At 29.5% G+C, this 15,761-nt stretch carries 17 protein-coding genes; 13 read left to right on the top strand and 4 right to left on the bottom strand.

The genetic code is table 11. The annotated features are described in order from the left end of the window. Positions 1–60 precede the first annotated feature (60 nt). The 12 genes from OTK55_RS06820 to thiE all read left to right on the top strand — a co-directional run bounded on the left by OTK55_RS06820 (position 61) and on the right by thiE (position 11,987). The gene (locus OTK55_RS06820) at positions 61–594 is read left to right on the top strand and encodes a FumA C-terminus/TtdB family hydratase beta subunit (RefSeq protein ID WP_274871413.1); all 534 of its coding nucleotides are present in this window, start codon (positions 61–63) and stop codon (positions 592–594) included. A 16-nt stretch (positions 595–610) separates the two neighbouring features. Beyond that, entirely contained in the window at positions 611–1,252 is a 642-nt protein-coding gene (locus tag OTK55_RS06815) for a hypothetical protein (RefSeq protein ID WP_274871410.1), read from the top strand. A 73-nt stretch (positions 1,253–1,325) separates the two neighbouring features. After that, a complete protein-coding gene (locus OTK55_RS06810; protein ID WP_274871409.1) occupies positions 1,326–2,768 on the top strand; it encodes an MFS transporter in 1,443 nt (480 codons plus the stop codon). Between the two features lie 56 nt (positions 2,769–2,824). Further along, positions 2,825–3,085 (top strand): hypothetical protein, encoded by a 261-nt coding sequence (locus tag OTK55_RS06805; RefSeq protein ID WP_274871407.1) that lies wholly within the window; start codon positions 2,825–2,827, stop codon positions 3,083–3,085. Positions 3,086–3,096: 11 nt separating this feature from the next. Then, entirely contained in the window at positions 3,097–3,294 is a 198-nt protein-coding gene (locus tag OTK55_RS06800) for a hypothetical protein (protein WP_274871406.1), read from the top strand. Positions 3,295–3,489: 195 nt separating this feature from the next. Continuing rightward, on the top strand, positions 3,490–5,427 hold the full coding sequence (locus OTK55_RS06795) for a heavy metal translocating P-type ATPase (protein WP_274871405.1): 1,938 nt from the start codon (positions 3,490–3,492) through the stop codon (positions 5,425–5,427). 195 nt (positions 5,428–5,622) lie between these two features. Continuing rightward, positions 5,623–6,423 carry an MBL fold metallo-hydrolase gene (locus OTK55_RS06790; protein ID WP_274871404.1) on the top strand — a complete coding sequence of 267 codons (801 nt, stop codon included), beginning with the start codon at positions 5,623–5,625 and terminating at the stop codon, positions 6,421–6,423. Positions 6,424–7,129: 706 nt separating this feature from the next. After that, on the top strand, positions 7,130–7,993 hold the full coding sequence (locus OTK55_RS06785; RefSeq protein WP_274871403.1) for a DUF3100 domain-containing protein: 864 nt from the start codon (positions 7,130–7,132) through the stop codon (positions 7,991–7,993). Then, positions 7,993–8,460 carry a hypothetical protein gene (locus tag OTK55_RS06780; protein ID WP_274871402.1) on the top strand — a complete coding sequence of 156 codons (468 nt, stop codon included), beginning with the start codon at positions 7,993–7,995 and terminating at the stop codon, positions 8,458–8,460. Before OTK55_RS06785 ends, OTK55_RS06780 begins: the two co-directional genes overlap by 1 nt. Before the next feature lie 122 nt (positions 8,461–8,582). Then, complete coding sequence (locus tag OTK55_RS06775; protein ID WP_274871400.1) at positions 8,583–9,407, top strand: DUF3100 domain-containing protein; 825 nt, start codon at positions 8,583–8,585, stop codon at positions 9,405–9,407. A 130-nt stretch (positions 9,408–9,537) separates the two neighbouring features. Continuing rightward, a complete protein-coding gene (gene thiM, locus OTK55_RS06770) occupies positions 9,538–10,401 on the top strand; it encodes a hydroxyethylthiazole kinase (protein ID WP_274871399.1) in 864 nt (287 codons plus the stop codon). Positions 10,402–10,409: 8 nt separating this feature from the next. Continuing rightward, a complete protein-coding gene (thiE, locus tag OTK55_RS06765) occupies positions 10,410–11,987 on the top strand; it encodes a thiamine phosphate synthase (RefSeq protein ID WP_274871396.1) in 1,578 nt (525 codons plus the stop codon). Between the two features lie 117 nt (positions 11,988–12,104). Here the strand turns inward: thiE and arsB are convergent, their stop codons facing one another. The 4 genes from arsB to OTK55_RS06745 all read right to left on the bottom strand — a co-directional run bounded on the left by arsB (position 12,105) and on the right by OTK55_RS06745 (position 14,596). After that, complete coding sequence (gene arsB, locus OTK55_RS06760; RefSeq protein WP_274871395.1) at positions 12,105–13,184, bottom strand: ACR3 family arsenite efflux transporter; 1,080 nt, start codon at positions 13,182–13,184, stop codon at positions 12,105–12,107. Between the two features lie 167 nt (positions 13,185–13,351). Beyond that, positions 13,352–13,648, bottom strand: coding sequence for an ArsR/SmtB family transcription factor (locus OTK55_RS06755; RefSeq protein ID WP_274871394.1), 297 nt, complete (start codon positions 13,646–13,648; stop codon positions 13,352–13,354). Between the two features lie 109 nt (positions 13,649–13,757). Beyond that, positions 13,758–14,162: a hypothetical protein gene (locus OTK55_RS06750; RefSeq protein WP_274871393.1), complete on the bottom strand. Its 405-nt coding sequence runs from the start codon at positions 14,160–14,162 to the stop codon at positions 13,758–13,760. An 8-nt stretch (positions 14,163–14,170) separates the two neighbouring features. Continuing rightward, positions 14,171–14,596: a hypothetical protein gene (locus OTK55_RS06745; RefSeq protein ID WP_274871392.1), complete on the bottom strand. Its 426-nt coding sequence runs from the start codon at positions 14,594–14,596 to the stop codon at positions 14,171–14,173. Positions 14,597–14,828: 232 nt separating this feature from the next. Between OTK55_RS06745 and OTK55_RS06740 the strand changes: the two genes are divergently transcribed. Beyond that, entirely contained in the window at positions 14,829–15,353 is a 525-nt protein-coding gene (locus OTK55_RS06740; protein WP_274871390.1) for a GNAT family N-acetyltransferase, read from the top strand. Positions 15,354–15,761: the final 408 nt, after the last annotated feature.

Raw genomic sequence — 15,761 nt, 5'->3', positions numbered from 1 at the left:
ATATTTAAGTATATAATTTTTCTAATGGAATTTTATTTATTAACTAAAATGGGGATAATAATGGAACATGAATTAAAAACACCATTGAATGATGATGATATTAACAAATTAAAAGCAGGAGACACAGTTTATTTAACAGGTAAGATATACACAGCTCGTGATAGTGCGCATAAAAGAATAATAGAAGAAGGAGCTCCTATTGATTTAGAAGGAGTTGTATTATTCCATGCAGGTCCTATCATAAAGAAAACCGGTGAAGATAACTATGAAATTGTGGCTATTGGTCCTACAACTAGTATGCGTATGAATCCATATGAGCCTGAAGTACTCTCAATGGGTGTTAAAGCTATTATTGGTAAAGGTGGTATGGATGATAATACTCAGAAAGCATTAGTTGATAATAACTGTGTATTTCTCACAGCTGTTGGTGGATGTGCTGCATTATATGTAAGTAGTATTAATAAAGTTGATTCTGTTCACTGGCTGGATTTAGGAATGCCGGAGGCTATATGGGAATTAGATGTTGAAAGATTTGGACCTCTAATTGTTACAATGGATTCTAATAATAATAACTTGTATAAACGTGACGATTAAAAAAGGGGGATTAATTTTGAAAACAAAAATAATTCTACCAATTCTTTTAATTGCATCTGTTGTATTGATTGCAGGATTCTTTGCATTAACTCCATCATATATACAGACTAATGGTGATTTAAAACATTTCGAGGATGGAGATATGTCTTTTGATTTACCTGCTGCCTGGACTGTTTATGAGTATGATGATCCAATAAAAACACCATTCTTATCTAATAATCCAAAGGATATAATTATTAATCCTGCTAATCAATCAGAGTACAGTTATTCTAATGGTACTCTTAACGAGACAGGTAATGGTACAATATTAAATACTAGTGCAACTAATGCTACTGATGTAGTTATTGTTCAGACAGAAATTACAAAAATGGATTCATTACCAAACGGAACAACTATAGATAATGCATACCAGTCTGATAGTATATATAAATTAATGGAAGGAACAGGTAATTTCCAATTAAATAATCAGACAACATTTGATATAAATGGTCATACAGCACATCAGTTTGTATACACTGTATCATATACAGTATACCAGGATACATGGATTGAAGCAAATGGCCATTATTACCGTGTATTAAGCCAAGCACCAACAACAGTTTATGATGAGGCTCAATCTTCATTCAATGTTACTTTAAGTAGTCTTAAACTTAAATAAACATTCTCTCTCCCCTTTTCTTTACTTTTTTTAACATATTTATATTAAAGATTACATAACATTAATAGAGAAGGTGTTATTTATTGTAGATAACAATATCAATGATAATCCAAACAATAAATGGATTGTATTATTCACTGTTTGTCTAGGAGTAATGATTATTTCATTAAACATGAGTATTACTAATGTATCTCTACCAGCAATAAGTGAATACTTTACTATTTCACTTAATCAGACCGAATGGGTTATTACTTCATACTTTATAACATATGTAGGACTTGTAACCTTATTTGCAGATATTGGTAATTTTAAAGGTCATGGACGAATATTTTCTATAGGCATATTACTATTTCTGATATCTTCAATACTATGTAGTATTTCACCTTCGATAGATTTTCTAATAGGATCAAGACTACTTCAGGGATTAGCAGCTTCCATGATTTTAGCAGGTCCATTAGTAATTATTGAATATTATTTCCCTACTAATATGTTAGGCAGGGCAATGGGAGTTTATGGTATGATGGTAGCTATTGGATTAGGTTTAGGTCCGGTAGTTGGCGGATTAGTTCAGGATTTCTTTGGATGGAGAGCCATATTTCTAGTAAATATACCAGTATGTTTAATAGTTTTACCATTATCTATAAAATATGTTCAAATGAAAATTAATAAACCATTACATGTTAACTTCCTAGGTGGATTTCTGGAATTAATAGCAGTAGCGCTTATTATATATACATTAAGTATAGTAGAATTAGGAGATTACATAAAGGCATCACTGTATGGTATAATATCAATTATATTAGTGATATCATTTTTATATGTTGAGAAACGTTCTGACAGTCCAATGGTTAACTGGGGCTTACTGAAGAATTTTACATTCACATCATTTAATGTGAGCTTCCACGTATTATACATCTGCGAGTACGTATTACTTTATGTGTTACCATTCTACACAGAAAAAATATTAGGTATAAGTTCCTCAATGACTGGTATAGTATTATCAGCAGCACCAATTGTAATGATAGTATTCACACCTATAAGCGGTTACATAGCTGATAAGATTGGATCTATATTACCTGTAGTCATAGGATTTAGTTTATCTATAATTTCATTCCTATTATTATTAACATTGAATGAACATAGTACTATATTAGAATTAGTAGTATATTATACAATTATGGGTATAGGAATTGCATTTGCTCAGGCACCTATTAATAAGGTTGTAATGTCTATTGTATCAATAAATAATAAGACATCTGCATCTTCAATTCTAACACTATTTAGGTCTATGGGTATAGCTATGGCATCTAGTTATGGTAGTATTATATTATCTTTATCAATTCCAGAGGGATTACTTACAAATACTATAATAAGAGGTTCAGGTATACAAGAGTTCCTGACAGGTATGGATAATATTTTCATATTTGGTATAATATTATTAGCAGTAATGTTATTATTAATGATTCGTGTTAAAATTAAAGTTAAAGATAGGAAAAGTATTATTGGAAAATTATAATAATATAGAATATATAATATTTTAGTAATATTACAAGTAATATAAGAGAGTATATTATGGATAGATTAGAAGATATATTTACCAGCTTTGCAAATGACCAAGAGGAATCATTGAAAGATATGGGCATGACAAAAGAGGAATTTATTGAAAATGCTAAGAAATGGTCAGAAACAAAGGAAGGCAAATTGGAAATTCAGAAATTCATTCTTAATCAGGAAATTAAGGATTTAAAGGATCAAATCACAGAATTAGAATCTGACATTGCTAAGAAGCAAGAATCAATAAAAGATATTGATGAAGAGATTAGTAATTTATAAGGGTGGTTGACATGGTAGAATTAACATTTAGTAAGAAAGTTATCAGAGAAAATGATGATGAAGATAAACCAATGTATGTAGAAATTCCTTCTGAGATTATTGATGCTTACAGGCTTCATGATGGTGACAAGATAGAGTGGACTTACTTTATTAACTGTAAGAATCAGAAGAAAACTACTTTTACTAAGAAGTATAATGGAATGGATTAGAAATTAATCCTTTCTTATTATACATAATTTGAATTACTTTTAAAATTTTTTTTATTTTTCACTATTTTTTATATAATATTTTAGTTTCAAGGGGTTAAGTAATACAATAGTATTACTTTTTAGTAAATTCCTTTATATACTAGTATTACTATAGTAATAATTATAAAATTAAAGTATATAAAGGAGGTAATACTAATGAATAAGTTTGAACAACTAATGCACTTCTTTGAAGGTCTGAAGATGACCATAGTAGGAGGAGTTTTCCTATTGTTTAGTTTAATAATACTATTATTAAACATACAAGTACCCGTTGATCCAGCATGGGTAACAATAGTGATTTGTGGATTACCACTATTATATCTAGCATTAGAAAGACTAGTAAGACAACACTGGGTATCATCAGCACTACTTATATGTATAGCAATGGTAGCTTCAATAATGATAGGCGAAATATTCGCTGCTGGTGAAGTAGTATTCATAATGGCACTTGGTGCACTACTTGAAGACTACACAGTAAACAAATCAAAACAAGGTCTTAAGGATTTAATTGACCTTAAACCACAGAAAGGTAGATTACTAATCACTGAAAATGGCGAAACTACAGAAAAACAGATAGATGCTAAAGACATCCAAAAAGGTGATATACTAAGAGTACTACCTGGAGAAGTAATACCAGTAGACGGTGTTATAATAAAAGGAGATACATCAGTAGACCAATCAATTATGACTGGTGAATCACTACCACTTGATAAGACAATTAAAGACGATGTATTTTCAGGAACATTAAACCTATATGGTGCAATAGATATAAAAGCAACCAATGTAGGAAAAGATTCATCTCTTGAAAAACTCATAAGAATGGTAGAAGAAGCAGATGAAAAACAAGCTCCAACACAGAGAATAGCAGATAAATGGGCTACATGGCTAGTACCAGTAGCACTAGGTATAGCAATTGTAACATACTTCATAACATGGAATATAGAAAGAGCAGTAACAATACTTGTAGTATTCTGTCCATGTGCACTAATATTAGCAACGCCAACAGCAATTATGGCCGCAATAGGTCAGGCAACAAAACATGGTGTACTAATCAAATCTGGTGAAGCACTAGAACACATGGGTAATGTAGACTGTATAACATTTGATAAAACCGGAACACTAACATATGGAGACCTAGAAGTATCTGATATAATACCATTAAAAGATGATGTAAGTTCACAGGAATTAACAAAATATGTGACAATCAGTGAAATAAAATCAGAACACCCAATAGGTAAAGCAGTAGTAAATTATGGTAGAAGTGAAGGAATTCAATACTCAGAACCTGATGACTTTAAAATGGTACCTGGAAAAGGTGTAGCTGTAAATTATCATGGTAAAAAAATTCTATCTGGTACAACAAGATTCATAGAAGAAAGTAACATTGAAGTAACAGATAAATGTATAAACAAACTTGACATGCTACGTAATGAAGGAAAAGCTTCAATAGTAGTAGCTTATGATGGTGAAGTTATAGGTTTAGTTGGATTATCAGATGTATTACGTGAAAATGCTAAAGTAGTAGTTTCAACATTAAAAGATGATCTTGAAACTGATGTTGAACTATTAACTGGTGATAACGATAAAGCAGCTAACTACTTTGCAAGTCAGGTCGGAATAACTAATATTCACTCTGAATTACTACCAGAAAACAAAGTTGAAATCGTAGAACAATTAAGAAAAGACGGAAAAGAAGTTTGTATGGTTGGGGATGGTATTAACGATGCACCAGCACTTAAAACCGCCGATGTAAGTGTAGCAATGGGTGGTATGGGTAGTGACATAGCTATCGATGCTGCAGATATTGCATTACTTGGTGATAACATTGAAAAATTACCATATCTTAAAAAACTATCAAACTCCACATTATTCACAATACACTTAAGTATTACTATATCAATGATTATTAATGCAGTTGCTATAATATGTTCTATACTAGGATTACTTAACCCAGTTACAGGAGCATTAGTACATAACATAGGTTCATGTGCTGTTGTAATGTTAGCAGCTTCATTATATGACCGTGATTTCAGTGATTATATAAAAGGTGTAGAAGTAGAGAATCCTCAAAGTGCAACTTCAGCCTCTAAATAAATATAAGTAATAGTATTACCTATTTTACTATTTTTTTTTATATTTTTTTAAAGTAAATCTAATCCCATTAGATTCTCTATTTTTATTTCTAAACTCTTTTACTAACTATCCATTTTTTTTTATTGAAAATTTTATTAAATTCTTGTTTTAAATGTATACTTAGATGTAATTTTTTTTATTTCTAGAGGTGTTTTTATGGATCTTATCATGTTAGGTACGGGTAATGCTGTTGCTACTAATTGCTATAATACCTGTTTTATTTTAAATAATGATGATAAATATTTTCTTGTTGATGGTGGCGGAGGCAGTGGACTTTTTCGTCAATTAGAATATGCTGGTATTGACTGGAAGGATATTGGTGAAGTTTTTGTTACTCATAAACATATGGATCATTTATTTGGAGTATTGTGGCTTATAAGATTGGTTTGTCAATATTCTGTTAGAGGTGATTATGATGGTGAACTTTTCATTCGTGGTCATAGTGAAGTAATTAGTATTATCAATGATTTTATTGCCAGGCTGCTTCGTCCTGTTGAATTGGAGTGTATGGGTACAGTTGTTCATTTGGTGTCTGTTGTTAATGGTGAACATTGTATTATTAATGGTCATGATGTTGTATTTTTTGATGTTGGTTCAGATAGGACTTTACAGTATGGTTTTTCCATGATTTTGGATGATGGTGGTAAGTTTAGCTGTTGTGGTGATGAGCCTTTTCATGAGTGTGTAAGGGATTATGTTTATGGTAGTAAGTGGCTTCTTCATGAGGCTTTCTGTCTTTTTAGTGATGCTGATGTTTTTAATCCTTATGAGAAGAATCATTCTACTGTTAAGGATGCTTGTTTAGTTGCTGAATCATTAGATGTTGAGAATTTGGTGTTGTATCATACTGTTGATGATGATATTGATTCTAGGAAAAAGCGTTTTTATGATGAAGGGTGCATGTTTTTTTCTGGTAGATTATTTATTCCTGATGATTTGGAAGTGTTTTCTCTTTAGTTTTTAGCTATGTATATAATAAGTATTATAGTTCCTATTTTAGGAATTATTATTAATTTTAGTTCATGTTTAATGAATAAATATGCACAATAATAAACACTTTTTAGGAACTATAAACTTTTATAAATCACTTTTTAGGAACAATTCTAAGAGTGTTATTTTAACTATACCTTTTCAATTAACTTTTATAAACTAAAATAAGGATAGAATACTCTTTATTTGTTATATAACTACTTGTAACGCCTTATTTACTAAATTATCTAAAATGTTTAATTATCCTTATTATATGATATTAAGAACTATATGTTCTCTTAAAGTGCAATAACTGGTTGATTTATTCTTATATCAGGAATAACTTTGTTCCTATTATTTATACTATTTTTAGCTTTTTTATACTTATTTTAGGAATTGAATTTTTCTTTGAATTTTAATGTTATTATTTTTTTGTTTTAAGAGTTTATGTGAACTATAAATAAATTATAATAAAAATATCTTTTTAATAAAATAATTTTTATAATATGGTAATATAATATAAAAAATGTTTATAGTATTTATTAATTTTATTATTGAATGTTTTTATATAAGTATAATATTAATATTAATTATTAAGAAATTTATTTCACAAAACCTGTAAAAAGCCATATGATATAACAATAATAAAAGTTTGTAGGGATAAGAACAATATTATATGACTGGGGGATACTCAATGGTAATGGAACAAAAGGACTCGGATAATTATGAAGAACTAAAATCAGCACGAAAAGATTATAAACTGCATATGACAATTCTGGTATCTATAATAATAGCTGAATACATAGGTATGTATACACTGAATTTAGGTGGAATACGAATTGTATTAATGCCCTTATTATATTCATTAGTACTGGCAGTAGCATGCTATCTAGCAAAACCAATAACCTGGATAAAAGAGGAACAATCAAGTAAAGCAAGTACAATTATGATGCTATTGATAGGTCCATTACTAGCTAAATTAGCTATAGCAAGTGGTCAAAATATAGAAATAATATTCAATGCTGGACCGGCATTACTACTACAGGAAGTAGGAAATCTCGGAACAATATTTGCAGCACTCCCAGTTGCTTTACTGCTAGGATTCAAAAGAGAAGCCATTGGAATGACAAGTTCCATATGCCGTGAACCACAAATGGCAGTAGTAATAGATAAATTTGGATTTAATTCACCAGAGACAAAGGGATTCTTCTCAGTATTTCTCATAGGAACAGTACTAGGAACACCTTTTATAAGTTTATTAGTAAGTGTATTAGCATATTTACTTCCATTACATCCATATGCATATGGAATGGCGTGCGGTATAGGAAGTGCAAGTATGAATGCTGCAGCTGTAGCATCATTATCTGCTATATTTCCGAGCATGTCAACACAGCTACAGGCATTCAGTGGAATGGCAAATATGCTGTCAATGGTAACAGGAATGTATGTATATATTCTAGTAGCAATACCTTTAACACAATGGTTATATAAAATTCTAGAACCGCCTATAAGTAAATTGTTATCTAGAAAAAATAGTGAAGATGAGGATATGATATAGTGTCAAAAGTATTATCAATTAACACAGTGCTAGAATGGATATTGATTCTATTAATATTCTCTGTAATGTCAGCTATTGGAAATTGGGTAGGATATCAGTACCCATTTGAAGAATCATTAGTAGGAATGCTTATATTATGTGCGATAACATTAATAGGTATGATAATAGAGAAATATGTTCCATATAACATCCCTGCAATAATATATATAAGCATAATAGGATTACTATTAGCAGTTCCATGGTGTCCTATATCTGGATCTATCATATATTATACATCCAAAGTAGATTTAGTATCTTTAACAACAATTCTCTTAGCATATGCTGGTGTAGCAATGGGAAAAGACTTAGGAGAATTTAAAAAGGTTGGAATAAGAGGAATTATCGTAACTTTCTTTGTAATCATAGGAACTTATCTCGGATCAGCAATAATAGCACAGGGTGTATTAATGTACACAGGAATCATATAAGAAGTATTTAAAGAGAATAATACTTCACATAACCTCCAATAAAACTCTTTTTACAATAAATATATTACTTTTTTTATACATAATACTACTAAAGAATTAAAAACTATGAAAGATGTATTGATATGGATAAAAAAGATAAAACAGACAATATTGACATGTTTGACTATAAACTACATCTAACAATATTAATAATTGTAGTTATATCAGAATACATTGGAATATTTCACATACATCTAATAAAAGGGGTAAGTCTTGTAATATTGCCCATAATCTATGCACTAGTTCTGGCGATGTTATTATACCAGTTAAAACCTTTTAAATGGATAGATGAAAAACAATCAAGAACATCATCTAAACTATTACTACTACTAATAGGACCCTTAATAGCAAAACTAGCAATAATAAGTGGTCAAAATATAACCTTACTTATTAATACAGGGCCATTAATACTACTTGAAGAAATAGGAGACCTTGGATCAATTTTTGTTGCATTACCAGTTGCTTTACTGCTAGGATTCAAAAGAGAAGCTATAGGAATGACAAGCTCCATATGCCGTGAACCACAAATGGCAGTAATAATAGATAAATATGGATTTAATTCACCAGAAGTAAACGGATTCATGATAGTATACTTAATAGGAGCAGTATTAGGAACAATATTTATAAGCATAATTGCATCAGTACTCTCAACACTGATACCATTGCATCCATATGCATATGCACTAGCCTGTGGAGTAGGAAGTACAAGTATGAATGTAGCAGCAGTATCATCACTAGCAACAATATATCCTGCTATTTCACAGCAATTATATGCTTACAGTGGAATTTCTAACCTTATTTCAGTAATTCTAAGTATATATGTATACATATTAATATCACTGCCATTAACAGAAAAATTATACTATAAACTCGAGCCAATTATTAGTAAATATATTATAAGAAGATAATTTCTCTTAAAAACTCTTTTTTATAATTTAATTATTTTAAATAAAATCTAAACATCCTAAAACGTGTTTACGTAATAAAATTTAATAATTATTAAGACTAGAAATATTACTATAGATAAGGAGATTAAACATGATTGATAATTCAGTGAATGATAAAGTAATAGAAGCAGTACAACAACTAAGGACGGATAGTCCACTAACACATTGCATAACAAATGTAGTAACAGTCAAAGATTGTGCAAATGCAGTGCTAGCAGTAGGTGGTTCACCTATAATGGCTAATGAACCAGAAGAAGCAGAGGAAATAACAGGAATTGCTAATTCATTACTCATAAATATTGGAACATTAACAACAAGCCAAGTGGAAACAATGAAAAAATCAGCAAAAAAAGCAGTACAATCAAACATACCATTAGTATTAGACCCTGTAGGAGTAGGAATTAGTAAAATAAGAAATCAAACACCAATTGATATAATAACAGAATCAAAACCTACCATAATCAGAGGTAACCTATCAGAAATCAAGGCAATAGCAATGCTATATGGAATATTAGATGAATGTACTAAGGCTAAAGGTGTAGATGTAGCAGAAACTGATGTGATTAATGAGGAAACTATAAGTGACCAGGCAGTATTAGTAAAAAATATAGCATCTAAATTAAACACTGTTATAGCAGTTTCCGGACCAATAGACATAATCTCCGATGGTGAAAGTGTTTATACTATTAGAAATGGTGATGCTATGATGAGCAGAATAACTGGTACCGGCTGTATGCTAGGATGCGTAATAGCTTCATATGCAGCTATAACAACACCACTTGTAGCAGCTATCACTGGAACATTAGTAATGGGAATAGCCGGACAAAAAGCAGCTATAAAAGTAGAAACTGATGGTAGGGGTACTGGTAGCTTTGGTGTGGATTTAATAGATGAATTATCATTAATGGATGAGGAAACATTAACTTCAATGTCTAATTTAACAAAGATGGAGTAATAAATTTTATGATGAATATTGATTATAGTGTATATCTGGTAACAGATCAGTTCGACTTCACAGAACAGGAATTTCTTGACATAATAGAAAAAGCTATAATTGGTGGAACCAGTATAGTTCAACTAAGAGAAAAAAATAGTACAACAAGAGAATTCTATAATTTAGCTGTGAAGGTTAAACAAATAACTGATAAATACAATGTACCATTAATTATTAATGATAGAATTGATGTGGCACAAGCTGTTGACAGTAGCGGTGTACACCTCGGACAGGATGACATGCCATGCAAAATAGCACGACAAATACTAGGACCAGATAAAATAATCGGTATAAGTGCAGAAAACTATGAAGATGCCCTTCAAGCAGAAAAAGATGGAGCAGATTATCTGGGAATAGGAGCAATACAAGCTACCTCAACAAAAGAGGACTGTAGTGTAATTAGCAAGGAAGACCTTAAAAAAGTTGATGAAAACATCACAATACCAAGAGTAGCAATTGGCGGAGTAAAGGAATACAACACGCCACAAGTAATAAATGAATATGGATTTGACGGAGTAGCAATAGTATCTGCTATAATGAAACATGATAATCCGCGTGAATCATCAGCAAACTTCAGAAGATTAGTAAAAGATAGTCATAGATTAACAATAACAGACATAAAAGCTGCAATATATGGTGGAGTAGTAGCTGATGCACTTGGAGTGCCATACGAGTTTAAGTCACATGAAGAAATGTTAGATAACCCGGCTACTGGTATGACGGGTCACGGTACATATAACATGCCTGTAGGAACATGGTCTGATGATAGTTCTCTTACAATAGCATTACTGGACAGTTTAAAAAAAGGAGTAGATTATGATGATATTATGAATAACTTCCAGAAATGGTACTATAATGGTGATTACACGCCACTTGGTGAAACATTTGATGTTGGAAGAACAACGAAATATGCTATAGAAAACTACAGTAAGGGAATTGAGCCAATAGAATGTGGTGGAGATGGAAAACGTAATAACGGTAATGGATCATTAATGAGAATCATGCCTATACTTCTGTATATTTACACAAATAATATACCAGTGGATGAATCAATAAAACTAATAGATGACATCTCCTCACTAACACATGCTCATAGTATAAGTAAGGCATCATGTAATATTTATAACTTTATAGTCCAGGAAATATTACATGACAGATATACTAAGAACTTTAAAACTCTAATAAAAAGAGGTTTAAATGAATCACGAAAATACTATGACATTGAAGATAAATATCCTTGCTTTAGTAAGTTATACAGTAAAAATTTCCTAGATAATAAAGATACAGTAGTCTCAAGTACTGGATATGTTGTTGATTCACTTGAAGTAGCCTTATATTGTTGTTATAATACTGACAACTATAAGGATGCAGTTTTAAAGGCTGTTAATCTTGGTGGAGATACTGATACTAATGGTATAATAACTGGTAGTCTTGCAGCATTATATTATGGATTAGATTCTATTCCACGTGAATGGCTAGACAGTACTCTTAATCTTGAATTAGTTAATAGTATCATACATGATTTCTACAGAACTCTTAAAAATTAAATATTAGATGTATATCAATAATTTTTTAATCATGTTTTTAATAATATACATCAATAATATTAATAAAGTTCTATATTATTTTAAAAGAAAATTATGGTTAGCTATATATTATTATAGCTAATTATAATATTTATCACTGATTTTTTTATCATTTAATCCTGAATTATACCAGTCTTTAGTATTATTCACAATTCGTACTAATGTCAACATTACCGGTACTTCTATTAATACACCTACAGTCGTAGCTAAAGCTACTGGACTACTTACACCATATAAAGCTATGGCTATAGCAACAGCTAATTCAAAGAAATTTGAAGCACCAACTAGTGATGCAGGAGCTGCAATATTTTGTGGTAACTTAATAGCTTTTGAACCAAGATATCCTATACCAAATATTAAAAATATTTGGATAATATATGGAATAGCAATTAATATAATATCTAATGGATTATTTAATATTAGATTTCCTTGTGATGAGAAAATAAATATTAATGTTAATAATAAACCTATAGTAGTAATATTATCGAATTTCGGAATAAACTTATTTTCTAAATATTCCTTACTTTTATGATTAATAATAAATTTTCTACTTATTATACTTGCTATGAATGGAATTACAACAAATAATATTATTGATAATATTAAGGTATCATATGGAATTGATATGTTTGAAATTCCTAAGAGACATGTAACAATTGGTACATAAGCAAATAGTATTATTATATCATTGGTAGCTACTTGTACTAGTGTGTATGCTGAATCTCCTTTCATTAATTCACTCCATACAAATACCATTGCAGTACATGGTGCAGATCCTAGAAGTACTGCTCCTATAAGATAATTTGTTGCCATGTTTGTTGATAATATTCCTTGATATATTATAAAAAAGAATACTGTGCATATTAAGTACATTGTAAATGGTTGGATTAGCCAGTTTACGCACCACGTTAGTATTATTCCTTTTATATTATTTTTCACGTTTTTAATACTTTTAAAGTCAATTTTTAACATCATTGGATAAATCATTATCCATATTAATATTGCAATAGGAATTGATATTTGAGCATATTCAAATTGTTTTAAGAAATTTGGAATGATAGGTATGTATTGGCTTATGAAGATACCTATAGCCATACATATTAATACCCATATGGTTAGATATTTGTTAAAGAAACTAATTTTTGATTCGTTTGTCATTTTCTAAACCTTCTTATACATTGATAATCATCAATGTGTTATTGTTATAGTATTTTTTTTAATTTATTTTATTTAAATATATTGATAATTATCTATATGTCAGTGTTATAATAATATCAGAATAAAAAGAAAAATAACAAAAAATAAGCCAAAAAATTAAATAAAAATTAACATTCAATACAAGTATCATTCATATTAGATTCAAGACTGTTTACAAAGTCTTTAAATTCAGTTAAAACATCCGTATTTATGGAATAATATGACCATTTACCTTCTTTTCTAACATCAACTAAGCCACAATTAGTTAACTGTTTCATATGATGTGATAATGTAGGTTGTGTTATGTCAAAATGCTCAAGAAGTCTACAAGCACATTTTTCTGTGCCATTAATCATAGTAACAATCTCTAATCTAGTAGGATCACTAAGAGCTTTGCAAATTTTAACATTTTTCATTAAATCCATAATATCATCTAAAACTATTTATATTTATACAATAATTTATATTTTAAATTAATAAGTAATATATAAAAATATATTTAAAAAAAAGTAGATTGAAGGGAATTATTTTATTCTATATCTTTATAAGTTCAGACCATTGCGGATGATTATCAACAAATTCCTTCATAATTAATTCTAAACCTATAGAAAAACCTATATCTTCATCATATCCTGTAATATTATCATTATTTTCTAGGTATAGTATCTGGTATGCTTTCATTTTATAGTTTTCATACATTACAGCTCCAGGATATTTTTTATTATAGTCCATAGGATTAACATTTAGAATATAGACTAGTTTTGTCGGATATGCATCTGGATTGTTTATTAGTTGTTCCCTGATTTCTGTTGCATATTTTCTGTTAAGTTTTATCTTGCTTGCATACTTACCAGGCAGATTTTCATACCATTTAAGGTATTTTATCATTTTGTCTTGTTCTTTTTCTAGTATTTTGTTTACTTCTTCAGTTGTGTTCATGTTTTCTTTTATTCCTGTTTTTCATCGTCATCGTGGTAGATTATATCCCTGAATTGTGGGAATTCTTCAATAAAATCATAGATTTCTTTATCTAGGAATTCATCGTATCTGGCTTTTTGATCAGAATTTGGGTCTGCGAATTTGAATTGTAGTTCTGTTCGTTTTTTGTATGCATTTTCTAGTCTTTCTTTTACTTTTGGGTCGAAGTTTTTGAATTTTGTTGGTCTGTCATGGTCATGTCCCTTGTATGCTAGGCCTATAGTATTGAATCTGTAGGGCATTATTGTTCCGGCATTTAATGCTACTTCATACATTTCAAAGTAGTGTTCTGTTATGAAATCATAGTTTAGTGTTACTGATGATTCTTTTATGTTTTTATCAAATTCTCTTAAATTGTCTATGTAATCTTGGTCCCAATCATTTACTATATTCATTTTATCACTTCACATTGTTAATGTATATTTTATAACTGCTGTTATAAATACTTATATGGCAAATCCTAATAACAACAATAATCATTAAACAAAAATAAAACTAGATTTACCTAAATAATATATTAATGTTATAAAAATTAGTTTTTTTACAGTTGATAAATTACATATGAATAGATGGAAATAGTATAATAATAAATAATATTTATTAGTAATATTATAAGGAGTAAAAACAATGTCAATGAGAAAAGAATTAGAATCAAAGGGATATAAAACATATGAAAATAATGAACTTAATATTTTCTGGAATCCCGAAATATGTCAGCATTCCACCAACTGTGTAAGAGGTAACAGTCTAGTCTTTGACACAACAAAAAGGCCATGGGTAGATATTAATGTAGCACCAGCTACAGAAATAGCAGAAATCATTGATAAATGTCCATCAGGAGCACTTAAATATGAATTAAAAAATAAAAATAATATTAACATAGAATTTGCAGAAAAAGATAATAGTAGTATTGCATATGATGGAAATAAACAAATTGGGCAATGTCACTTCGCCAGATTAAAAGATAACTGGGTTATAACTCTTACAGAAGTTGATGAATCCTATTCAGGTAAAGGAATTGCTAAAAAATTAGTAGAGAAAGTTATAGAACATGCACGTATTGAAGATGTGAAAATTGTTCCTTCATGTCCATATGCAAGTAATTTAATGATTGGAAACCCTGAATATTCTGATGTTCTTAAAATTGTTTAAAAATATTTTATTCAATAACCTGTACAATCTGATTTGTAGAATACATTAATTAACAACTACAAATCACCTATTTTCAACTATTTTTCATATAATCTAACTGTTATAATAAATTCAATAACAAGTCCAGTTCCAGTTTTTTTTCTATAACAGAGGTTATGACTTGTGGTATTTTAATAATGAAAAATACAATACTAACCCACTTCTATATATTATATCTAAAAAAATAGATTTAAAATAGTACCTGTCTATATTTAATAAAAATTAGAGGATAAATAAAATAAAACAAGTTGTATATGAATAAACAGGGGACTGAATGTATTAAATGTTGAAGAAGATAAAATTCCATAAGCAAAAGTGAAGAAGTACTAGATAAATAGAATAAAATGAGTAATTATCTTATTAGAATAA

This window comes from Candidatus Methanosphaera massiliense (assembly GCF_028890305.1).
Taxonomy (GTDB): Archaea; Methanobacteriota; Methanobacteria; order Methanobacteriales; family Methanobacteriaceae; genus Methanosphaera; species Methanosphaera massiliense.
This window is presented reverse-complemented; position numbering and strand designations above follow the sequence as displayed.

What these genes read in the sequence shown, in the direction of transcription:
- OTK55_RS06820 (WP_274871413.1), top strand. Translation starts at nt 61, where the DNA reads ATGGAACATGAATTAAAAACACCATTGAATGATGATGATATTAACAAA.
- OTK55_RS06805 (WP_274871407.1), top strand. Translation starts at nt 2,825, where the DNA reads ATGGATAGATTAGAAGATATATTTACCAGCTTTGCAAATGACCAAGAG.
- OTK55_RS06800 (WP_274871406.1), top strand. Translation starts at nt 3,097, where the DNA reads ATGGTAGAATTAACATTTAGTAAGAAAGTTATCAGAGAAAATGATGAT.
- OTK55_RS06795 (WP_274871405.1), top strand. Translation starts at nt 3,490, where the DNA reads ATGAATAAGTTTGAACAACTAATGCACTTCTTTGAAGGTCTGAAGATG.
- OTK55_RS06790 (WP_274871404.1), top strand. Translation starts at nt 5,623, where the DNA reads ATGGATCTTATCATGTTAGGTACGGGTAATGCTGTTGCTACTAATTGC.
- OTK55_RS06785 (WP_274871403.1), top strand. Translation starts at nt 7,130, where the DNA reads ATGGTAATGGAACAAAAGGACTCGGATAATTATGAAGAACTAAAATCA.
- OTK55_RS06775 (WP_274871400.1), top strand. Translation starts at nt 8,583, where the DNA reads ATGGATAAAAAAGATAAAACAGACAATATTGACATGTTTGACTATAAA.
- thiM (WP_274871399.1), top strand. Translation starts at nt 9,538, where the DNA reads ATGATTGATAATTCAGTGAATGATAAAGTAATAGAAGCAGTACAACAA.
- thiE (WP_274871396.1), top strand. Translation starts at nt 10,410, where the DNA reads ATGATGAATATTGATTATAGTGTATATCTGGTAACAGATCAGTTCGAC.
- arsB (WP_274871395.1), bottom strand. Translation starts at nt 13,184, where the DNA reads ATGACAAACGAATCAAAAATTAGTTTCTTTAACAAATATCTAACCATA.
- OTK55_RS06755 (WP_274871394.1), bottom strand. Translation starts at nt 13,648, where the DNA reads ATGGATTTAATGAAAAATGTTAAAATTTGCAAAGCTCTTAGTGATCCT.
- OTK55_RS06750 (WP_274871393.1), bottom strand. Translation starts at nt 14,162, where the DNA reads ATGAACACAACTGAAGAAGTAAACAAAATACTAGAAAAAGAACAAGAC.
- OTK55_RS06745 (WP_274871392.1), bottom strand. Translation starts at nt 14,596, where the DNA reads ATGAATATAGTAAATGATTGGGACCAAGATTACATAGACAATTTAAGA.
- OTK55_RS06740 (WP_274871390.1), top strand. Translation starts at nt 14,829, where the DNA reads ATGTCAATGAGAAAAGAATTAGAATCAAAGGGATATAAAACATATGAA.